This is a genomic window from Nonomuraea sp. NPDC050022 (genome assembly GCF_044460705.1).
In the GTDB taxonomy this organism is placed as follows: domain Bacteria; phylum Actinomycetota; class Actinomycetes; order Streptosporangiales; family Streptosporangiaceae; genus Nonomuraea.
The window spans coordinates 319,689-340,711 of the sequence record NZ_JBITKE010000010.1; the positions used below are offsets into that span (position 1 = coordinate 319,689).

The following is a 21,023-nucleotide window of genomic DNA, read 5'->3' on the forward strand; positions in this document are numbered from 1 at the left end:
GAGAGATCCACATTGGCGCTGATCGTGATAGTCGCGTCCACGGCCTCCGACCGGGGCACAGGGGACGGGCCGCAGCAGGTCAAGGCGGGCGACTGTTGCGGCAGCGCTCGGCGCCAGCCGCGAGGGTCGCTTGCGCCCGATCCGCACGACCTGCCAGATCGGACGGTGGCCGGTTCGTACGCGAGCCACGGAAGAAGTAGATCACGCGCGCCGGCGGGAGCGCCGGACGCCACCACGAGCTGTACAGGTGCCTGGGCGGTCGCGTGCGCGCGTGACGGTGACATACGGGGAGACCGACCATGAACACCATCAGAAAGACCGTCTTAGCCCTGGCCGTGACGGCCGTGCTCGGCGGCTGCGGGGGTAACGCCGAGCCACCTGGGAAGAGCGCTACACCTCCCTCGAAGCCGGCCACGATGGCACAGGAGAAGAGGCGCCAGTTCGAATCCGTCAAGGCGGACTGCATGAAGCAGAAGGGCTTCAAGTACATCGCCTACGTGCCACCGGAAGATCCCGACACCGACGAGGAGCGTAAGCGCAAAGCCGGTGACTATGAGGCGTTGAAGGCCCAGCGGGCGAAGTACGGCTTCGGGGTCTTCTCGGTATATGTCCACCCGAAGGGCCCAGACAGCCCCGACAACATGCCCGACCTCTCAGGGGCCGACCCCAACGGCAAAATCTGGACGAAGCTCTCCCCGGCTCAGCGCAAGAGCTACTGGAAGGCCGTGGGTGCCTGCATCGTCGTCGCGGCCAAGCAGGCCCTCGGCAAGAAGGTGAGTTCCGATATGGATCTGTTGGAACAGGCCGACGCCGTCTCGAACAGGGCGTACGAGCGCGAGATCGACGGCGACGCCGAACTGGTCAAGCTGGCATCGAGCATGGCCACGTGCCTGACAGGCAAGGGATACAAGGTCTCCGACACAAGGCCGTCGGAACTGCAGCAGCGCGGCTGGCGTGCGTTCCTCGATCAGGAGGACCAGATCGGTCGCCAGCAGCGCGAGGACGTTCCCGACGTGCCGTCGCCCCCCAAGAAGGGCGGGGTCAAGCGGACCTTCGGGGCCACGCTCACGCCCGCCCAGGCCAAGCCGTACCTGGCCAAGGAGGTCAAGGCCGCGCTGGACGATCTGGAGTGCGGCAAGGACTTCTATCGGGTCTACACCCCCAAGTCGGAGGCCATCGAGCAGAAGATCGACGAGGAATTCGGCAGCTGACGCGGTCGACCTCTGCGCGAAGGGGAAGCGATCGGTAGGAGGTCGGGGCGGGGAGCGGTTGGTAGGAGGGCGGCGGGTCAGGTCAGGCGGATGCGGGGGTCCAGGAGGCCGTAGGTGATGTCCACCAGGAGGTTGGCCACGACGACGGCCGTGGTGGCGAGGACGACGACGCCCATGATGACCGGGAGGTCGCCGCTGACGAACGCCTGTACCACCGCCTGCCCGATGCCGCCGAGGCCGAAGACCGATTCCGTCACCACCACCCCGCCGATCAGCGTGCCCACGTCGACGCCGAGTTGTGTCACCACCGGCGTCAGGGCGGCGCGTAAGCCGTGCCGGTAGATGACCTGGCCCTCGGGGACGCCCTTGGCGCGGGCCGTGCGGATGTAGTCCTCGCCGAGGATGTCCAGCATCGACCCGCGCGTCAGCCGTACGTAGGAGGCGGCCTGGACCATGGCGAGCGTGATCCAGGGCAGGATCAGGTGGCGGGCCCATTCGCCGGGGCTGTCGGTGAGCGGCACGTACGAGTCCGGCGGCAGCAGCGGCGCCCCGGCCATGGAGAGCTGGAAGAACAGGAAGTACAACAGCAGCAGGCCGACCACGAAGGTGGGCATGGACACGGCGGCCAGAGCCAGGAACGTCACGACGCGGTCCAGCAGGGAGCGCGCCCGGGTGGCGCTGATGACTCCGGCACCCACGCCGATGACGACCCAGAGGATCGCGCCGCCGATCACGAGCGAGGCCGTGGGCGGGAAGTCCTGGGAGAGGAGCTTGCCGATGGATTCGCCGGAGAAGTACGACTGGCCGAGGTCGCCGTGGATGAGGCGGTTCAGGTAGTCGAGGTATTGGACGAGGATCGGGCGGTCCAGGCCGAGGTTGTGGCGGATGAGCTCCACCTGCTCGGGGGTGGCCTGGCGACCGGCCAGCGTTCTGGCGGGGTCGCTGGGGGCGACGAAGAACAGCAGGAACGTGCCCAGCGTGACCAGCCACAGCACGAGCACGCCGAGCAGCGCCCGCCGGATCAGGAATCTGCGGAGCATCAGGCCCCCTTACGACGAGAGCGAGGACGACGGCGGCTGAACAGGCGTTCCATACGCGGGTCGATGGCGTCCCTGATGCCGTCGCCGACCAGGTTGAAGGCGAGCGTGGTGAGCAGCAGGGTGGCCGCGGGGAAGCCCAGGTACCAGTAGGCGACCCGGTAGAAGCCCTGCGCCTCGCTGAGCAGGTTGCCCCAGGAGGGGGTGGGCGGCACGATGCCGAGTCCGAGGAACGACAGCGTCGACTCGAAGACGATGGCCGCCGGCACGAGCAGCGTGGTCAGGACGATGACCGGGGCGAGCAGGTTCGGCAGGATGTCGACGAACATGATCCGGAGATCGCCGCAGCCGATGGACCGGGCGGCCTCGACGTACTCGCGCTCTTTAAGCGAGAGTGTCTGGCCGCGGACGACCCGCGCGATGGCCGCCCACGAGTAGAAGGCGATCACCCCGATCGTCGCGGTCAGCGACGGACCGGCGATCGAGACGACCGCGATGGCGAAGATCAGGTACGGGAACGACAGCACCACGTCCATGAGCCGGGACAGCACGGTGTCGATGACGCCGCCGTAGTAGCCGGCCAGCAGGCCGACGACGACGCCCACCAGCGCCGCCAGCCCGGTGGCGACCACGCCGACCAGCAGCGAGACCCGCGCCCCGTACAGAACCCTGATGAACAGGTCGCGGCCGAGCCGGTCGGTGCCGAACCAGAACGTGCCGTTCGGCGCGATCGGCAGCCCCTGCGCGGTGATGCCGGTGTCGCGGAACTGCTCGTCCGGGTCGTGGCCGTTCCAGGCGGCGATGAGCGGGGCCGCCAGCGCCAGCAGGCAGAGCAGGACCACGATCAGGCCGGAGACCAGCGCGACCTTGTCGGTCCTGATCCTGGCCCAGGCGAGCTGCCACGGGCTGCGGCCGGCGATCGTCCGGTCGCTGACCGCGTCCGGTCTGATCTCGGTGAGCGTCATGCGGGCCTCCCCCCGGAACCGGAACCGGAAGCGGTCAAGTCCTCGCCTGCCTCGACGGGGAAGTGGCAGGCCACCAGGTGGTCCCGGAGCGCCAGCGGCGGTTCCTCCGCGGAGCAGCGCTCCCGCGCCTTCGGGCACCGGGGATGGAAGCGGCAGCCGGATGGCGGGTCGATCGGCGAGGGGACGTCGCCCGTGAGGATGATGCGCCGCCGCCGTTCGGCCTCGTCCGGGTCGGCCACCGCCGTGGCGGAAAGGAGGGCGTTGGTGTAGGGATGCCGGGGATGTTCGTGCAGTTCGTCGGCCCCCGCGAGTTCGACGATCCTGCCCAGGTACATGACCGCGATCCGGTCGCTGATGTGCCGCACCACCGACAGGTCGTGCGCGATGAACAGGTACGTCAGCCCGAACTCGTCCTGCAGGTCCTTCAGCAGGTTGAGGATCTGCGCCTGGATGGAGACGTCCAGCGCGGACACCGGCTCGTCGCAGATGATCAGCCGGGGACGCAGCGCGAGCGCCCTGGCCACCCCGATCCGCTGCCGCTGCCCGCCGGAGAACTCCGCGGGAAACCGGTTGTAGTGCTCGGGGTTGAGCCCCACCCGTTCCATCAGCTCCTGCACGGTACGGCGCAGCTCGGCGCCGCGGCTCACCCGGTGGACCACGAGCGGGTCGGCGATGATCGAGCCGACGCGCCGGCGCGGGTTCAGCGAGCCGTAGGGGTCCTGGAAGATGACCTGGATGTCGCGCCGGTAGGCCCGCATCCTGGCCCTGGGCAGGTTCGTGATGTCGTCGCCGTCGAAGCGGACCCGGCCCGAGGTGATGGGATGCAGGCCCGCGACGCAGCGGGCGAGCGTCGACTTGCCGCAGCCGGTCTCGCCGACCAGCCCGAGCGTCTCGCCCGGCGACAGGTCGAAGCTCACCCCGTCGACCGCCCGCACCTGCCCGATCGTGTGCTTGACCAGCAGGCCGGTGGTGATGGGGAAGTGCTTGACGACGTTCTCGACTTCGAGGAGCATCAGGCCTCCTTCGCGTGCCGTCGCAGCTCGTCGGCCTCCGGGCCGAGCCCGACCGCCTCGTGGGGCAGCCAGCAGGCCGAGGCGTGCCCGCCGCCGCCCGTGACCCTGGCCGGCGGCGGCCGCTCGGCCGCGCAGACCGGCATGGCGTACGGGCAGCGCGGGTGGAAGGCGCAGCCCGAGGGGAGGTCGATCAGCGACGGCGGGGAGCCGGGGATGGGCCGCAGCCGGTCGCCCCGGGTCCCGGTGCTGCCCGGGATCGACTCCAGCAGGCCCTTGGTGTAGGGGTGGTGCGGGCGGTAGTAGAGGGTACGCCGGTCGGCCCGCTCGGCCACCAGGCCCGCGTACATGACCAGCACCTCGTCGGCGATGCCCGCCACGACGCCGAGATCATGGGTGATGAGGATGAGTGCGATGTCGAACTCGGCTTGGACCCGGCCGATGAGCTCGAGGATCTGCGCCTGGACGGTCGCGTCGAGCGCGGTGGTCGGCTCGTCCGCGACGATGAGCTTCGGGTTCAGCGCCAGCGACATGGCGATCATCGCCCGCTGCCGCATGCCGCCGGAGAACTGGTGCGGATAGTCGTCCACCCGCCGGTCCGGCCGGGGGATGCCGACCAGGCCGAGCAGCTCGATCGCGCGTTTGCGGGCCTCGGCGCGGCTGGTGCCGGGCCGGTGGACGTGGAAGAGCTCCTCGATCTGCCGGCCGACCTTGTAGAGCGGGTGCAGGCTGGTCAGCGGGTCCTGGAAGACGACGCTGATCTCCGCCCCGCGGATGCGGCGTAGCTGCTCGCGGTCCAGTTCGAGCAGGTCCACCCCTTCGAACAGGGCGGTGCCGGATATGTCGGCCCCGGGGGAGAGACCGAGGATGGCCTGGGTGCTCACGGTCTTGCCGCTCCCGGATTCGCCGACGATCGCCAGCGTCCGGCCGCGGTCGACGGTGAACGACAGTCCCCGCACTGCCTGGACCAGGCCGTCGGAGGTGGGGAAGGTCACCTTCAGGTCCGTCACCTCTAGCAGGCTCATGTTCCTCCCTCACGGCGCCCCGCGGGAGTGCCGCGGGGCGCCGCACCGTCATGGCGAGTTGGGGTCCAGCCAGAGGTTGGTGATGTCGTAGAGCTGGAACGCCGACAGATAGAGCGCGTTGCGCACCCGCTTGCTCTTGTAGATCGGCGTGTTCTGGTTGTTGAACGGCACGATCACCGCGTCGGCCATCACCGTCTGGTCGACCTGGTGCCAGAGTCCGGCCGCCTTGGTCGCGTCGGGCTCGGCCAGCGCCTGCTTGATGAGGGCGTCCACCTTGGGGTTGCTGTAGCAGCCGTAGTTGCTCGTGCCCGGGGTGCAGTTGGTCTGGAACAGCGGCTGGGAGACGGCGCGGCCGTTGTTGCCGTACCAGTCGGGCACCCAGCCGGGAGCTGAGATGTCCCACTTGCTGTCCTTGGCGATGGTCGGGTTCTGCAGGAACGCGCCGTAGTAGTCGCCCTGCCGTACGGGCAGACCCTTGACGGTGATCCCGCACTTCTGCAGGTCGGCCGAGTAGGACTGGAAGTTGGCCGGGTGGTTGCCCGCGTTGCGGAAGGCGCCGATGAGGGTCATCCCGTTCGGGTAGCCCGCTTCGGCGAGCAGCTGCTTGCACTTGGCCGGGTCGCCCTGGTCGCCGGGCGTCGGGTACGGGTTGTACTCCTGGTAGCCGATGTTGCCCGGTGGGATGGCCGTGTGCAGGGGGGTCGCCACGTCGGCACCGCCGTAGATCTTGGCGATGGCCACCTTGTTGATCGCGTACTCGATGGCCTGGCGGACCTTTACCTTGCCCATGGCGCCGTTCTCGTTCTTGCTCTGCTGGTTGAAGACGAGATACGGGTTCGTCACGGCGCCCGGGAAGATCTTGAAGTCGGGGTCGCCGCTCTTCAGCCGCGGGATCTGGGCGGTCGGCACCGGCAGGTCCCAGGACAGGTCCGCGCTGCCCGCCTCGATCTGCTGCTGCACCGCGTCGGGCTCGGTGACGCCCATCTTGACGTCGACGGCGTTGACGTACTGGTGCCTGATCGGGTCGGCCGCCTGCGTCCAGGCGGGGTTCCGCTCCAGCCTGATCGACTTGGTGGCCACGTACTGGGTGATCTTGTAGGGGCCGTCGGAGATCACGTGCTGGCGGAAGGTGGCGTCGTCCGGGACGTATTGGTCGTACTCCTGGGGCGCGGCCGAGGAGAAGTTCAGGGAGAGGATGTTGAGGAAGTCGCCCGCCGGCTGGACCAGCGTGAACACGATCGTCTTGTCATCCTTGGCCTGCACGCCGGCGATGTCGTGCGAGTTCTGGAAGGCGGCCAGCGCCGCCGCCGTGGGCTTGGCCTTCTCGAACGCCTTGCCGTAGGCCGCGCAGTAGGCGGCCATGCCCTTGATCGTGCTGGTGTAGTAGCCGGGCGCCCCCGCTCCGGCCACCGGGTTGCAGAGCCGCTTGAAGCCGCGGACGAAGTCGCCCGCGGTCACCGCCCGCGGCGGCTGGGTGTCCCATTGGACGCCGTCCCGCAGCTTGATCGTGTACGTGAGGTGGTCGGCGCTGAGGCCGCCGTTGGCGGTCGTCGGCAGCTCGGTGGCGACGTCGGGGACGACGGCGAAGCCCTTGGTGGTGTCGGACTCCTTGGCCACGCCGTTCAGGTTGAACAGCTGGCGCGCGTAACCGCGCATAATGCCGTTGGTGACCGTGTAGTAGGCGCTGGTGGGATCGAGATGGTCGACGTCGCCGCCGCCCACCAGCCTGATCGTGCCGCCCGACAAGGGCTTGCCGGTGTCCTGGGGCGCTGTCGGCGGTGCCGAGCCGTTCGTGCCGGTGTCCGTGGCGCAGGCGGCGGCGAGCAGACTTGCCGCGGCCACCACGGCGATGCTGAGATGGCGCAAGCTGGCCATCTGGCCCTCCCTCGTGCCGAGATGGGGATATGTGGCTGGCCAGTGGGGCGCGCTTCGTGGCCGCGAGGCGCGCCCCACGTGCTGCTCCTTCGAGCAATCCACTTGGGGAGGGCGGTGTCGAGGACGGTTATTCAACCGTTGGCGAGTAGCGACCGCCGAGTGATACCGGTTCTGTCTAAGAACCGTGATTGATGGCGACGAAAGCGAGAATCAGCTGAAAATCTGCTGGTAGAACGCCAGCTCCGCGGCCAGGGCGGTGGCCCGCGTCTCGGTGCGGCGGAAACCGTGCGACTCGCCCTCGAACGCCAGATAGGTGCATGGGACGCCGCGCTCGGCCAGCGCGTCGGCGAAGGCCGCCGACTGCTCGGGCGGCACCACGGGATCGTCGAGCCCCTGTAGCAGCAGCATCGGGCAGGAGACGCCGTCGACCAGCGCCAGCGGCTCGCGCTCGGCGTAGAGCCGCGGGTCCTCCGGGCCGACCAGCCACTCCACGTAACGCGACTCGAAATCATGGGTGTGGGCATGGAGCGGGGCCAGCGCGCTGACGCCGTAGTAGGACACGCCTCCCGCGAACACCTCCGAACGGCAGCAGGCCGCCATCACGGTCCAGCCGCCCGCGCTGCCGCCGCGCACCGCGATGCGCCCGGGATCGGCCAGCCCCTCGGCCACCAGCCATTCGGCGGCCGCGATCGTGTCCTCGACGTCGACGACGCCCCACTGCCCCTTCAGCCGATCGCGGTAGGCCCGGCCGTAGCCGCTGGACCCGCCGTAGTTGACGTCGAGCACGCCGATGCCGCGTGAGGTGAGGTACGCCTTCTCCAGGTCCAGCGCCGTGCCCTCGTGCGCCGTCGGACCGCCGTGCACGAACAGCACGTACGGGGGAGCGTCCGCCGAGTCCTCGGCGGCCGGGTTGGACGGCGGATAGAGGAAGCCGTGCACCCGGTGCCCCATCTCTACCGGCCTTGGCGTGGGCAGACAGGCGAGGTCGGGCAACTCGTCGAGGTCGCGCCTGAGGGTCTCGGCCTGGCCGGTGACGGTGTCGACGCGGATGACCGACTTCGGGAGCGCGGCGCCGTACGCGATGCCGGTCACGTGGGTGCCGTCGGCGGCCAGCGCCGGATCCCACCCGTCGCCCGGCGGATCGAGGTCGGCGAGCCGGCCCGTCTCCGGATCGAGGATGCCGAGCCGCAGGTCACCGCGCCCGTGCAGCACCGCGAGCCGTCCGTCGCCGAGCACGGCGTAGGGCAGGCCGCCCAGCGTCCACGGCGGCCAGGCGAACTCCTCCTCCAGAGGATGGAGCGGCTGCGGCGAGAGGTCGTGGAGGCCGGTCTGGTAGAGGTTCCACCACCCGGAGCGGTCGGAGATCAGGTAGAGGTGGCCGTCGTCCTTCCAGCTGGGCGCGAGCACGGACTCGGACGGGCCGCCGCCCACGGTCCACGATGTGCCGTCGGACAGGCGGGTGACGCGGAGCTCGGTGCCGGTCCAGGGCATGCGCGGATGGTTCCAGGTGATGTAGGCGAGATGCCGGCCATCGGGGGAGATCGCGGGGGAGGCGTAGAAGTCGCCGCCGGTGACCCATTCACGCGTCTCACCGCCGCCGACCGGGATCGAGACGATGGCCCTGGTCGTCTTTCCGTCGTCGGTGTGCCGTTCGCGTACGCACCAGACCTGGTCGTCGCGGACCAGCAGGTCGGCGTAGCGGTCGCCGTCGGGGGTGAGCGGGACGGGCTCGTCGGCGCGATCGGTGGGCTCGACCGGGTCGATGCGGATGGTGAGCAGGTAGAGGCGTTGGTCGGCGAGGCAGGCGAAGATCACGTGGCCCTCGGGGGTCACCGCGTAGGGCCGCCCGCCGTACTCGTGCACGCGGGTGCGGGCGCTCCACGGCTCGGGCAGCAGCTCGCGGCAGGTGCCGTCGGCGGCCCGGTGCATGATCGTGGTGCGTCCGCCCTCGTCAGGGCGGTCCTCCGTCCACCACACCTGGCCGTCGAGCGCGGTCGGCCAGCCGAGCCGCCGGCCGGACCGGGCGACGTCGGTGGTCGAGATGGGGGAGCGCCAGAAGGGCATAGACGCATCCTGCCGGAAGATCGGCAAGAGTGCGGGGTGATCACCTCACTCCGGTGACCACCCCGCTTCGATCACCGTAGCCCGGTGACCACCCCACTCCCGTCACCTGCAATGCGCGATGACCGCTTGATGACGTGGGCTACTGCGTCATGACGCTGCCGCCCATATCCGGCTGCCCCGGGGGCAGGGGCACCGCGCCCGGCGGCTCGAGCGGCCCGGCCGTGGTCTTGCGGCTGCGGCGGCTGCGCTTCTCCAGCCACGTGGCGAACGCGCTGAGCGCCATGGCCATGATGATGTAGATGACGCCGATGACGACCGCCGACACCAGCTTCGTGCCGGGGTAGACCGACGGCAGGGTCTTGAAGCCCATGTTCAGGAGGTCTACGTAGACGATGAAGTAGCCCAGCGCGGTGTCCTTGAGCAGGACCACGAGCTGGCTGACCACCGCCGGCATCATCACCGTGAGGCCCTGCGGCAGCAGGACCAGCCGCATCACGCCGCCCTTGCGCAGCCCGATCGCGTACGCCGCCTCGGACTGGCCCTTCGGGAGCGAGTTGATGCCCGCCCTGACCACCTCGGCCAGCACCGACCCGTTGTAGAGGGTGAGCCCGAGCACGATCGCGAACAGCGCGTAGTCACCGCCGCCGAACACGTCGGGCGACAGGAACCAGATGAAGAAGATCAGCAGGAGCAGCGGGATCGCCCGGAAGAGCTCCACGATCCAGGCGGCGGGAATCCTGATCCACCGGTGGTCGGAGAGCCTGGCGATGCCGAAGACCGCACCGAACAGCAGCGCGAAGACCGCGCCCAGCACGGCGGCCGTGAGCGTGCCCACCAGCCCGGGCAGGATGAAGTCCACCCAGACGGTCTCGGTGGTGAACGGCTCCCAGAGCTTGCCGTCGAACTGGCCCTTCTCGTTGAACTTCAGCACCACCCAGCCGAGGATCGCCAGCAGGGCCAGCGCGGAGATCCCGGTGATCAGGTGGTTGCGCACCCGGCCGCGCGGGCCGGGAGCGTCGAAGAGGACGGACGTGCTCATCGGGCCACCGCCAATCTCCTGGCCAGCCAGCCGGTGTACCAGCCGATCGGCAGGATGAGTACCAGGAACGACAGCACGATGCCGATGAAGATGGGGATCGAGACGCCAGTGGTGTCGAACGTCTCCCTCATCTTGGCGGCGACGTCCACGGTGTAGCCCGCGGCCGCCACCACGGTCGTGTTCTTGATCATGGCGATCAGGACGCTGCCGAGCGGGGCGATGACCGCCCGGAAGGCCTGCGGGAAGATGACGAGCGTGATCGACTGGCTGAAGGTGAGCCCGATCGCGCGGGCCGCCTCGGCCTGTCCCATCGGCACCGTGTTGATGCCGGATCGCAGGGCCTCGCAGACGAACGCCGCGGTGTAGGCCGACATGCCCAGCACGGCCAGCCAGAACGAGTTCGTCAGCGGCACCTCGGTGGAGAAGATCAGCCCGAGGGTGTCGCTGAGCCCGAGGTAGCAGAAGGCCAGCACCAGCGTCAGCGGGGTGTTGCGCACCACGTTGACATATGCCGTGCCCGCGGCCCGCAGGACCGGGGTGGGGGAGACCCGCATGGCGGCCAGGATCGTGCCGACGATCAGCGAGAACACCGCGATGATCAGCGAGAGCTTAATGTTGTTCAGGAATCCTTCGCCCAGGTCGGGCGCGTACTGAATCAGTTCGTCCATCGTGCTCCACCAGAGAGAATGGCGGCGGCGGCCGGGTCACCGGCCGCCGCGGACTTGAGGATCAGGCGCAACCCTCGGCCGGTGGGGCCTCCTTGGGCAGGTCCAGGCCGGTCTTGCCGAACCACTTCGTGAGCAGCTGGGTGGCCGTGCCGTCCTGCCACATCTTGGCGACGGCCTTGTTGACGGCCTCGCAGGTCGTCTTGTCGCCCTTCTTCAGGCCGATGCCGTACTTCTCGTCCGTGAACGGGTCGTTGAGCAGCTTGTACTTGCCCGGGTCCTGGCTGGAGAAGCCGGCCAGGATCAGGTTGTCGGTGGTGACCGCGTCCAGATTGCCACCACTGAGCTTCTGCACGCACTCGGAGTAGTTGCTGGCACCGACGAGCTTGGCGGGCAGGTTGAGCTTGCCGTCCGGCGGCGGGTCGGTGATCCGCTTGTAGGAGTTGGAGCCCTGCGCCTGGCAGATCCGCTTGTCCTTGAGGTCCGTCGCCTTGGTGATGTCCGCGGCGTCGGCACGGACCATGGTGTCCTGGTGGACGACGACGTACGGGCCGCCGAAGGTGACCTTCGGCTTGCGCGCGTCGGTGATGGAGTAAGTGGCGAAGATGATGTCCACGGTGCCGTTGGCGAGCAGCGCCTCGCGGTTGGACGAGGGCGACTCCTTCCACGTGATCTTCACATCCTGGCCGCCGGCCAGCTCCTTCACGATGTACTTGGCGACATCGACGTCGAAGCCTTCAGGGTCACCGCCACCCTTTTTCAGACCAAGGCTCGGCTGGTCCCATTTGGTGCCAATGGTGATTTCCTTGGCGCCCTTGATCTTGTCCATGACGTTGGTGTAGCTGCCTCCACCGCCACACGCGGCAAGACCGACCGCCATGGCCGTGACGGCGAACACGGCCCCAGTTCGACGCATCTGCATAGTGGTTACCTCAATCTTCCTGCTGCGGACTGGGATCAATGCGTGAGGATCTTCGAAAGGAAGTCCTTGGCCCGGTCTGTCTGGGCGTTGGTGAAGAACTCGTCGGGGGTGTTCTCTTCGACGATCTGGCCGTCGGCCATGAACACCACCCGGTTCGCGGCTCTTCTCGCGAACCCCATCTCGTGCGTGACGACCATCATCGTCATCCCGTCGCGAGCCAGCCCGATCATGACGTCGAGCACCTCCTGGACCATCTCCGGGTCCAGCGCCGACGTCGGCTCGTCGAACAGGATCATCTTCGGGTCCATGGCAAGCGCCCTGGCGATGGCGACGCGCTGCTGCTGCCCGCCGGAGAGCTGCGCCGGGTATTTGTCCGCCTGCGCGGCGATGCCCACCCGTTCGAGCAGCTCCATGGCGCGCGTCTCCGCGGCGTCGCGGGCCTTCTTGCGCACCTTGATCGGCCCCAGCGTGACGTTCTCGCGAATCGTCTTGTGGGCGAACAGGTTGAACGACTGGAAGACCATGCCCACTTCGGAGCGGAGCTTGGCCAGTGCCTTGCCCTCTTCCGGCAGGGGCTGACCGTCGAAGATGATCTGCCCGCCGTCGATGGTCTCCAGCCGGTTGACGGCCCGGCACAGGGTGGACTTGCCGCCACCCGAAGGGCCGATCACGACCAGGACCTCGCCACGGGAAACGGTCAGGTTGATGTCCTTCAGGACGTGCAGAGCCCCGAAGTGCTTGTTGACGTGCTCCAACTTTACAAGTGGAGTGACGTCCCCGTTCTCCGTCATGTGCAAAACCTAGGGGCCATTAGGACGCTGGTCACTAACCGAGCGGTACCGATCCGATCACATCATGCCATCAAGCTGGTGTTTTAGATCCTACGACCGCCGCAAGCCGGACAAGGACTACCCTTGGACGTGCGATGACTGTGACCCAGGAGAGCCCCCGCACCTATGAAGTGCGCACATACGGGTGCCAGATGAACGTGCACGACTCCGAACGCCTTTCCGGCCTGCTGGAGGACGCCGGCTACGTGGCCGCGGCCGAGGGCGATACCGCCGACGTCGTGGTGTTCAACACGTGCGCCGTACGCGAGAACGCCGACAACCGCCTCTACGGCAACCTCGGCCACCTGCGACCGGCCAAGGTGAGCAACCCCCGGATGCAGATCGCCGTGGGCGGCTGCCTGGCCCAGAAGGACCAGGGCGAGATCGTCCGTAAGGCGCCATGGGTCGACGTGGTGTTCGGCACCCACAACATCGGGGCGCTGCCGGTGCTGCTGGAGCGGGCTCGCATCCAGGGCGAGGCGCAGGTCGAGCTCAAGGAGTCGCTCGAGGTCTTCCCCTCGACGCTGCCCACCAAGCGGGAGTCCGCCTACGCCGCCTGGGTCGCGATCTCGGTCGGGTGCAACAACACCTGCACGTTCTGCATCGTGCCGTCGCTGCGGGGCAAGGAGAAGGACCGGCGTCCCGGCGACGTCCTCGCCGAAGTCCAGACATTGGTGGATCAGGGCGTTCTTGAGGTCACGCTGCTCGGCCAGAACGTCAACACCTACGGCGTCGAGTTCGGCGACCGGCTGGCTTTCGGCAAGCTCCTGCGCGCCTGCGGCGGCATCGACGGGCTGGAGCGGGTCCGCTTCACCTCGCCGCACCCGGCCGCCTTCACCGACGACGTGATCGCCGCCATGGCCGAGACGCCCAACGTCATGCACCAGCTCCATATGCCGCTGCAGTCGGGCTCCTCGCGCCTGCTGAAGGCGATGCGCCGCTCCTACCGGGCCGAGCGCTACCTCGGCATCATCGAGCGGGTCCGCGCGGCCATGCCCGACGCGGCCATCTCCACCGACATCATCGTCGGCTTCCCCGGCGAGACGGAGGAGGACTTCCAGGCCACCCTCGACGTCGTACGCGAGAGCCGCTTCGCCAACGCCTTCACCTTCCAGTACTCCATCCGGCCCGGCACGCCCGCGGCGACCATGGACGACCAGATCCCCAAGGCGGTCGTCCAGGAGCGTTACGAGCGCCTGGTCGCCCTTCAGGAGGAGATCTCCTGGGCGGAGAACCGCAAGCAGGTGGGACGGACGCTGGAGGTCCTGGTCGCCGAGGGCGAGGGCCGCAAGGACGACGCCACGCGGCGGCTGTCCGGCCGCGCCGCCGACAACCGCCTGGTGCACTTCGCGGTCGGCGACCACACGCCGCGGCCGGGTGACATGGTCACGGTCGAGGTCACGTACGCGGCTCCGCACCACCTGGTGGCCGACGGGCCGGTTTCCGTCCGCCGTACCCGGGCGGGCGACGCCTGGGAGGCGCGGCAGGGCGCCCCGGCTCCGGCCAAGAGCGTATCGCTCGGCATGCCCACCATCGGCCGGCCGCCGGCCGTGCCCGCGGCCGGGGCGTGCTCGGCTTCCTAGCGCTGCGTCCCTGGGCGGGTCCTCATCCCCCCGAAGGCCCCCAACCACGACGGACCGTCACAGAGATCGAGACGGTCGTGTGACGGTCCGGTCCGTTGCGGCGAGGGGTTTCTGTGAGGCCCTTCGGGGAGGGTCATCGGCCGAGGAGTCGGTAGCAGTAGTCGCGGCGGAAGTCGAGGAAGGTCGCGCACGGGTCGGTTCCCAGGGGTACGGAAGGCGCCGGTCTTTGCGTGGACGCGCTTGTCCGGGAGGCCTGCGCGGTGGCCAGGGTCGGCTGCGCGGTGGTCACGGTCGCCGGTGCGGCCGGTTCGGGGTCCTTGCTCTTCGGCGGGGTCGGTACGGACTTGGGCGCCCGCGTCCTGCCCGCCGGGCCGCTCGGTGTGGCGCTGTCCCTTCGCGCGGGCGGTGGCAGCGCTTCGCCTACTCGCGGGCTCGGTGAGGGTACGGGCCGCGGGCGGGCCGCGATCTCCCCGGGCGTCAGGGTCTCCTTGGGCGCGAGGTCCTTCTCAGGCGTTAGACCCTTCTCAGGCGTCAGGCCCTCCTCGGGTGGCAGGCCCCTCTCGGGTATCAGGTGCTTCTCCGGAGTCGGGCCGTTCTCCGGGGGTGGGCCGCCGTCCGCCGCCAGGCTGTCGGCCGGGGTCGCGTACGAGGGCCATGACGTCGGGAGCGGTGGACGACTCGCCGGCGTAATGCTTGATCCATGGGAAAGCCCGTTTTCCTGATCATTTTCCGGCGCCTTTTCCCGCTCGGGACTTTGCGATCCCATGAACGCCAGAAAAATACCGAGCGCGGCGATGACGATCACCCCGGCCACACCTGCCGCGGCTGCCAGGCGGTCACGACGACCTGGCCGAATGGCATGAAGTGGTGACAAGTCGTGATTCCTTTGTGATTGGTGCGCGAGCATTCCACTCCTGCGGCTAGTGTGGTCCATCACCCGCGGAAGCCGGCGAGCTTTCCCGATACGACCGCAGGGAGTCGCAGCACCATGCAAGATCCGATGGAGCCGGATCGCCAGGAGATCCTCACCGGGCCGGGCGATATGCCGAGACCTGCCAGAAAAGCCAGGTCCACCAACAACAAGAAGACCGTCATCATCGCCGCGTCGGCCCTCGTCGCCGTGCTCGCGGCGGGCGGCATCGGCTTCGCGCTGGCGGGCGGTCCCACCCAGCCGACAACGCCGGCCGGTCAGGCGGGCCAGTCGAGCCAGGCCGCCACCACCGACGAACTGCAGCAGGACGAAGAGGCGTCCATGGGCGACGCCAAGACGGACGCCCCCGACGCCGGCACCCCGTCCGACGTGGCCGACGAGCCCTTGACCGACACCGACACGGGCAACGCCGACACGGCTGACACGGGTAAGGCGGACACGGGCCTCGACAAGGGGTCGGCGGGCACCGACTCGCGCACCACGCCTCCGACCCAGAACGGCAAGAAGCCCACGTCGGCGCCGACCAGACCGGCGCAGGAGTCCGCGGGTGAGAGCCCGGCGGACGGCCCGGCGGGCCAGGTCATCGGACAGTGCTCGAAGAGCGGCTGCTGACCGGCCAAATGGCTCAGCGGTTCCCCTGGCCAGGTGGCTCAGCGGTCCGCGAGACAGGTGGCTCAGCGGACCGCGAGGCAAGTGGCTTGGCGGTTCCCCGGGCCATTGGCCCTTTGGTGGGAGCCGCTTCCTTTCTAGGCTGCCCGCATGACCACTGACAAGGCGGCTCTGCTGCGCGCTCTGCACGTGCCCGGCAACCCGCTGGTGCTGCCCAACGTCTGGGACGCCGCGTCCGCGCGAGCCGTACAGGAGGCCGGCTTCCCGGTGATCGCCACGGGAAGCGCGGCCGTCTCCAAGGTGCTGGGCTACGAGGACGGCGAGGGTACCCCCGTCGACGAGATGATGGCCGCCGTGGCCCGTATCACGCGCGTGGTGGACGTGCCCGTGACGGCGGACGTCGAGCGCGGCTACGGCCTGAAGCCGGCCGAACTGGTCGAACGCCTGCTCGCGGCCGGTGCGGTGGGCTGCAACCTGGAGGACTCCGACCCCCGCACCGACGTGCTCGTCGATGTGGAGGCACAGGCCGAGTTCCTGGCCGGTGTGCGGGCCGCGGCCGGGCCGGCGCTGGTGATCAACGCCAGGGTCGACACCTATCTGCACGGCGACGGGACGCGGGCGGCGGCGGTGGCGCGGGCGCGGCGCTATCTGGAGGCCGGCGCCGACTGCGTCTACCCGATCGTGCTCGGCGACGCGGAGGAGATCCGGGCCGTGGTGAGCGAGGTCGGCGGCCCGGTGAACGTGCTGTTCCGGCCGGGCGTCCCGGATCTGGCCGGGCTGGCCGAGCTCGGGGTGGCCAGGGTCAGCTACGGGGGCGGTCTGCACCGGGCGACGTACGACTACGCTCGCGGGCTGATCCAGGCGCTCGACGAGGGCCGCAGTCCGTACGAGTGACCGCGTACCCGCTCAGTAGGACTGGAACTCCACCAGATTGCCTTCCGGATCACGGACGTGGGCGGCTCGCACGCCCCAGCCGGGCCGGTCCGCGGGCTCCGTGACGGACCGGCCGCCGTGGGCCAGGCAGACGGCGTACGCCCGGTCGACGTCGGCCACCCGGCTGACGAGCATGACGCGATCCTGGGCGGCGGCGTTCACCGGCAGGGCGTCGGCGGCCTCGGGCATGAGGCCACGGTCGAGCATCGACAGCACCCCCTCGGAACCCACGTCCCAGTGCGCGTAGGGACCGTCCGGGCCGCCCTTCACGAGGCTCGCCCCGAGCACCTCCGGCAGGACCGCGTCATAGAAGGCGAAGCACTCCGCGAACGCCGAAACCAGCAGCCGAGGATGCAGCACGTCCATCCGGAAATCTCCTGAAATAGTGGGTGGAGACCTATTATTGGGTTCGACCCTACAATATTCAGGATGGAAGCGCTGCCGCCGAGCCTGCTCGGACTCACCACGTACCTGCTGTCGAAGACCGGGAAGGCGGCCAGAGGCCGGCTGGCCGCGCGGCTGGCGGCAGATGGGCTGCGCATGTGGCACATGGCCGTGCTGGCGGCGTTGGCGGATTTCGGGCCGCACGCCCAGCGCGACCTGTCGGCCAGGCTCGGCATCGACCCCAGCGACGTGGTCAAGGTCCTGGACGAGCTCTCGGCGCCCGGCTTCGTCGACCGCGCTCGCGACCCCGGCGACCGCCGCAGGGTCACCGCCACCATCACCGCCCGGGGACGGCGCGAACTCACCCGCCTGACGCGGGAGGCGCGAGCCATCCAGGACGAGCTCCTCGCCCCCCTCGACGCCGCCGAACGCGACCAGCTGCACGACCTGCTCACCCGGATCCTGGTCTAGCGGCTGTTGTCCGTTCCGGGTGCGGGCGGGTAGGAAAGATCTCATGACTGCTCTCGGTGCCGTGTTCCGGCCTCAGCTACCTCCCGAACGGATGCGCGACGTGGCCCGTGCCGCGGAGGAGGCGGGGCTGGATGAGCTGTGGCTCTGGGAGGACTGCTTCTCCCAGAGCGGCATCGCCAGCGCGGCCGCGGCCCTGGCCTGGACCGAGCGGCTGCGCGTCGGCGTCGGACTGCTCCCGGTGCCCCTGCGGAACGTCGCCCTGACCGCTATGGAGGTGGCCACGCTCCACCGGCTGTTCCCGGGGCGGGTCGTGCTGGGCGTCGGCCACGGTGTACAGGAGTGGATGGCGCAGGCCGGCGCGCGGGTGGACTCGCCCGTGACCCTGCTGCGCGAGCACCTCGCGGCCCTGCGGGCGCTGCTGCGCGGTGAGCGGGTCACCGTGGAGGGCCGTTACGTGCGGCTCGACGACGTCGCCCTCGACTGGCCGCCGGAGACGGCGGCCCCGGTGCTCGCCGGGGCGATCGGGCCGCGCTCGCTGCGCCTGTCCGGCGAGGCCGCCGACGGCACCATCCTGGTCGCCGGAACTCCGCCCGACGAGGTACGGCGGGCTCGTGGGCTCATCGACGAGGGGCGGGCGGCGGCCGGGCGTACCGACCGCCACGAGGTGATCTTGCACTTGCACGCGGCGACTGGGCCGGACGCGGCCGGACGGCTCAAGGCCGAACTCGAGCGCTGGGGCGATGCCGGTAAACCGGACTTCGGGGTCACCGGGGACGCGGGCACGGTGGCCGAGGCCGTACAACGGCTGGCGGACGCCGGAGGCGACACCGTGGTGCTTCAGCCGACGGCCGATGAGCCCGACCTCGAGGGTTTCGTCCGGTTCGTGGCCGAAGAGGTGCGCCCGCTGGTCCCGTGACCTACGGGTGCCGTCGTCGGGGGACGGGGATCTTCATCAGGTCGCGGGCCAGGATGACCTCGCCGTCATAGCTACGCCGTACGTCGTTGAGGAAGGCGGGCTCGTCGGCGAAGCCGTAACGTTCGGAGAAGTGGGTCAGCACCAGGCGGCGCACACCGGCGTCGGCGGCGACGAGACCGGCCTCGAACGCGGTGAGATGGCCGTACTCCTTGGCCAGGGCGCTCTCGGCGGACAGGAACGTCGACTCGATCACCAGCAGGTCGGTACCGGAGGCGAGCTCGAAGACGGCGTCGCACAGGCGGGTGTCCATGATGAAGGCGGCGCTCTGGCCCGGCCTGGGGACGCTGCACTGGTCGAGCGTGATGCCGCGTACGGACCCGGTGCGCTGGAGCTCGCTGATTTCCGGCCCGCGAATACCGAAAGATGCCAGCTTGTCGGGCAGCATGCGGCGGCTGGTCGCCTCCTGGAGGCGGTAGCCGTAGGACTCGACGGGGTGGGACAGGCGGCGGGCGGTCAGCGGGCCGATGATGGCCTGCTCGCCGCTGACCGGCTGCTCCTCGATGACCGTGGTGTCGGCGAAGACGGCGGCATGCCGGAGCCGCTGCCAGTAACCGGCGCCGGAGGCGGGGTAGACCGCTCGCACGGGATGCCGGACCTTGTCACGCGCGATGCGCTGCACCACGCCGGGCACGCCCAGGCAGTGATCGCCGTGGAAGTGGGTCAGGCACAGCCAGTGGACGTCGTTGGCGCTGACGCCCGCGTGCACCATCTGCCGCTGCGTTCCCTCGCCCGGGTCGAACAGGAACCCCTGGCCGTCCCAGCGCAGCAGGTAACCGTTGTGGTTGCGGTGGCGCGTGGGCACCGCGCTGGAGGTTCCCAGGATGACGAGTTCACGGGAGGACACGAGCGCGATGGTAGACCGTCAGCGCCGGGTGAGGCGTCTGCGGGTCCAGCGGACCGCGCGGCGTCCGGCGCTTCCGACTCGAACAGGTCGCAGACCGTGAACGTCTCGCCCGGACGCAGGTGGCCGCCGATCAGGACCGCGCTCTTACCGAGGTACGCCCCGAGCTCCAGAAGGTCGCCCGGCCCGTCGGCCGACAGAAACCAGCCGAAAAGGTGCTGGTCGGCGGGCCAGAACCAGCCGGGGATCCGGTCGAGTGCGGTGGCGCTCGGTGCTGACATGCTGTGACGTTGACATCCTCCCCGGCCTGAAGGCCGGGGATTCCCCTACATCGCCGTAGGGTTCTTACTGCTTCCGTCTACGCCGCTCACGCGGCGTAGGTTTCGGGCGGTGCCGGGATCGGAGTTGCCTCACCCGGTCTTACCCGCTCTCCACAGTCGTTTTGGGTGTCCGCCAGCCCGGCGGCCACCTGCCTTCGGTGCTGCTCCCGTCGGAGGCGGTGGCCTTCGGCGAGGATGTTGAGTGCAGCGGCGATGTCCCGGTCGTGGTGTTCGCCGCAGGACTGGCAGTCCCACTCGCGGACGTCCAGGGCGAGTTTGCCGACCTTCCAGCCGCAGCAGGGGCAGGTCTGAGAGGAGGGGAACCACCGATCGATGCGGATAAGGGTCCGCCCGTATCGGTGGGCTTTGCCATCCAGCAGGATCAGGAACGCACCCCAGGAGGCGTCGTTGACAGACTTGGCCAGCATCCCGCGCGCCAGGCCCCGCACGGCCAGATCCTCGATGTACACCGCTTGGTTCTCACGGATGATCGAGGTTGTGGCCTGGTGCAGGAAGTCCTTGCACGCGTCGCCCACCTTCGCGTGCTGGCGGGCTACCTTGACCCGAGCCTTGTCCCGGTTCGCCGATCCCTTCTTCTTGCGCGACAGCTCCCGCTGGAGCTTGGCGAGCTTCTTCTCCCGCCGTCGCAACCACTTCGGGTTCGCGATCTTGTCCCCGTTCGACAGGATCGCGTAGCAGGTCAGCCCGAGGTCGATCCCGCTCTCGGGGTCCGCGTCGAGTCCGGGCAGGATCTGAGAATCGTCGGGCACCTCGACGACGAACGAGGCGAAGTAGCGCCCGCCCGCATCCTTGATGACCGTGACCGACGACGGGGCGACCGGGAGCGGGCGGGACCAGCGGACCTCAACCTCGCCGATCTTCGCGAGGTACAACATCCCGCTGTCACGCAGGCGGAAGGCGTTGGCGTTGAACCGTGCCGTCTGCCGACGGTCGCGCGCGGTCTTGAACCGGGGCAGTCCCATCTTCGGGCCGCGCCGCTTGCCCGAGACCGAGTCGAAGAAGTTCTTGTACGCCGCGTCCAGGTCGCGCAGCGACTGCTGCAACGGGACCGGGGAGACCTCGCCGAGCCACTCTCGTTCCGGGGTCCTCTTCGCGGCGGTGACGCAGATCTTCTGGATGTCTGTGCCGCCGATCCACGGCAGGCCCGTCTTGCGGGCCTGCTTGCGCAGCGCCAGGGCGTCGTTCCATACCACCCGCACGCACCCGAAGGTCCGGGCCAGCAGCTCCCGCGCCGGGGCGTCCGGGTACAGCCGGTAGTTGTAGCGCAACCTCGCCGGAACCACCCCCTCACTCCGAACACCTGATTCGAAC

At 69.2% G+C, this 21,023-nt stretch carries 20 protein-coding genes; 7 read left to right on the plus strand and 13 right to left on the minus strand.

Annotated features, from left to right (window positions below; genetic code table 11):
• Positions 1–299: 299 nt before the first annotated feature.
• Positions 300–1,211 (plus strand): hypothetical protein, encoded by a 912-nt coding sequence (locus ACIBO2_RS39435; protein WP_358535393.1) that lies wholly within the window; start codon positions 300–302, stop codon positions 1,209–1,211.
• 77 nt (positions 1,212–1,288) lie between these two features.
• Here ACIBO2_RS39435 and ACIBO2_RS39440 read toward each other — a convergent pair whose 3' ends face one another.
• The 10 genes from ACIBO2_RS39440 to ACIBO2_RS39485 all read right to left on the minus strand — a co-directional run bounded on the left by ACIBO2_RS39440 (position 1,289) and on the right by ACIBO2_RS39485 (position 12,604).
• Positions 1,289–2,251: an ABC transporter permease gene (locus ACIBO2_RS39440; protein WP_358535395.1), complete on the minus strand. Its 963-nt coding sequence runs from the start codon at positions 2,249–2,251 to the stop codon at positions 1,289–1,291.
• Positions 2,251–3,213 (minus strand): ABC transporter permease, encoded by a 963-nt coding sequence (locus ACIBO2_RS39445; RefSeq protein WP_358535397.1) that lies wholly within the window; start codon positions 3,211–3,213, stop codon positions 2,251–2,253. Before ACIBO2_RS39445 ends, ACIBO2_RS39440 begins: the two co-directional genes overlap by 1 nt.
• On the minus strand, positions 3,210–4,226 hold the full coding sequence (locus ACIBO2_RS39450) for a dipeptide ABC transporter ATP-binding protein (protein WP_358535399.1): 1,017 nt from the start codon (positions 4,224–4,226) through the stop codon (positions 3,210–3,212). The genes ACIBO2_RS39445 and ACIBO2_RS39450 overlap by 4 nt, the downstream gene beginning before the upstream one ends.
• Positions 4,226–5,248: an ABC transporter ATP-binding protein gene (locus tag ACIBO2_RS39455; protein WP_358535401.1), complete on the minus strand. Its 1,023-nt coding sequence runs from the start codon at positions 5,246–5,248 to the stop codon at positions 4,226–4,228. The genes ACIBO2_RS39450 and ACIBO2_RS39455 overlap by 1 nt, the downstream gene beginning before the upstream one ends.
• Before the next feature lie 48 nt (positions 5,249–5,296).
• Positions 5,297–7,123 carry an ABC transporter substrate-binding protein gene (locus ACIBO2_RS39460; RefSeq protein ID WP_358535403.1) on the minus strand — a complete coding sequence of 609 codons (1,827 nt, stop codon included), beginning with the start codon at positions 7,121–7,123 and terminating at the stop codon, positions 5,297–5,299.
• 210 nt (positions 7,124–7,333) lie between these two features.
• On the minus strand, positions 7,334–9,187 hold the full coding sequence (locus ACIBO2_RS39465) for a prolyl oligopeptidase family serine peptidase (RefSeq protein WP_358535405.1): 1,854 nt from the start codon (positions 9,185–9,187) through the stop codon (positions 7,334–7,336).
• A 139-nt stretch (positions 9,188–9,326) separates the two neighbouring features.
• Positions 9,327–10,226, minus strand: coding sequence for an amino acid ABC transporter permease (locus ACIBO2_RS39470; protein WP_358535407.1), 900 nt, complete (start codon positions 10,224–10,226; stop codon positions 9,327–9,329).
• On the minus strand, positions 10,223–10,894 hold the full coding sequence (locus ACIBO2_RS39475; RefSeq protein ID WP_225290673.1) for an amino acid ABC transporter permease: 672 nt from the start codon (positions 10,892–10,894) through the stop codon (positions 10,223–10,225). Before ACIBO2_RS39475 ends, ACIBO2_RS39470 begins: the two co-directional genes overlap by 4 nt.
• 61 nt (positions 10,895–10,955) lie before the next feature.
• Entirely contained in the window at positions 10,956–11,813 is an 858-nt protein-coding gene (locus ACIBO2_RS39480; protein ID WP_358535409.1) for a glutamate ABC transporter substrate-binding protein, read from the minus strand.
• Positions 11,814–11,848: 35 nt separating this feature from the next.
• Positions 11,849–12,604 (minus strand): amino acid ABC transporter ATP-binding protein, encoded by a 756-nt coding sequence (locus tag ACIBO2_RS39485; protein ID WP_225290675.1) that lies wholly within the window; start codon positions 12,602–12,604, stop codon positions 11,849–11,851.
• A gap of 134 nt (positions 12,605–12,738) precedes the next feature.
• Here ACIBO2_RS39485 and miaB point away from each other — a divergent pair, with 134 nt between their 5' ends.
• The 4 genes from miaB to ACIBO2_RS39505 all read left to right on the plus strand — a co-directional run bounded on the left by miaB (position 12,739) and on the right by ACIBO2_RS39505 (position 16,660).
• Positions 12,739–14,226 carry a tRNA (N6-isopentenyl adenosine(37)-C2)-methylthiotransferase MiaB gene (gene miaB / locus ACIBO2_RS39490; protein ID WP_397303627.1) on the plus strand — a complete coding sequence of 496 codons (1,488 nt, stop codon included), beginning with the start codon at positions 12,739–12,741 and terminating at the stop codon, positions 14,224–14,226.
• Between the two features lie 700 nt (positions 14,227–14,926).
• On the plus strand, positions 14,927–15,097 hold the full coding sequence (locus tag ACIBO2_RS39495) for a hypothetical protein (protein WP_358535413.1): 171 nt from the start codon (positions 14,927–14,929) through the stop codon (positions 15,095–15,097).
• A gap of 117 nt (positions 15,098–15,214) precedes the next feature.
• On the plus strand, positions 15,215–15,769 hold the full coding sequence (locus tag ACIBO2_RS39500) for a hypothetical protein (RefSeq protein WP_397303630.1): 555 nt from the start codon (positions 15,215–15,217) through the stop codon (positions 15,767–15,769).
• A 147-nt stretch (positions 15,770–15,916) separates the two neighbouring features.
• Complete coding sequence (locus tag ACIBO2_RS39505; RefSeq protein WP_397303631.1) at positions 15,917–16,660, plus strand: isocitrate lyase/phosphoenolpyruvate mutase family protein; 744 nt, start codon at positions 15,917–15,919, stop codon at positions 16,658–16,660.
• A gap of 12 nt (positions 16,661–16,672) precedes the next feature.
• Here the strand turns inward: ACIBO2_RS39505 and ACIBO2_RS39510 are convergent, their stop codons facing one another.
• Positions 16,673–17,065 (minus strand): VOC family protein, encoded by a 393-nt coding sequence (locus ACIBO2_RS39510; protein WP_358535419.1) that lies wholly within the window; start codon positions 17,063–17,065, stop codon positions 16,673–16,675.
• A 63-nt stretch (positions 17,066–17,128) separates the two neighbouring features.
• Between ACIBO2_RS39510 and ACIBO2_RS39515 the strand changes: the two genes are divergently transcribed.
• Positions 17,129–17,554, plus strand: a complete 426-nt coding sequence (locus ACIBO2_RS39515) for a MarR family winged helix-turn-helix transcriptional regulator (protein WP_358535421.1) — start codon at positions 17,129–17,131, stop codon at positions 17,552–17,554.
• A gap of 43 nt (positions 17,555–17,597) precedes the next feature.
• Positions 17,598–18,470, plus strand: a complete 873-nt coding sequence (locus ACIBO2_RS39520) for an LLM class flavin-dependent oxidoreductase (protein WP_397303633.1) — start codon at positions 17,598–17,600, stop codon at positions 18,468–18,470.
• Between the two features lies 1 nt (position 18,471).
• Here the strand turns inward: ACIBO2_RS39520 and ACIBO2_RS39525 are convergent, their stop codons facing one another.
• Both ACIBO2_RS39525 and ACIBO2_RS39530 read right to left on the minus strand, forming a co-directional pair.
• Positions 18,472–19,374: a ribonuclease Z gene (locus ACIBO2_RS39525; protein ID WP_358535425.1), complete on the minus strand. Its 903-nt coding sequence runs from the start codon at positions 19,372–19,374 to the stop codon at positions 18,472–18,474.
• 364 nt (positions 19,375–19,738) lie between these two features.
• Positions 19,739–20,995, minus strand: coding sequence for an RNA-guided endonuclease InsQ/TnpB family protein (locus tag ACIBO2_RS39530; RefSeq protein WP_397303634.1), 1,257 nt, complete (start codon positions 20,993–20,995; stop codon positions 19,739–19,741).
• Positions 20,996–21,023: the final 28 nt, after the last annotated feature.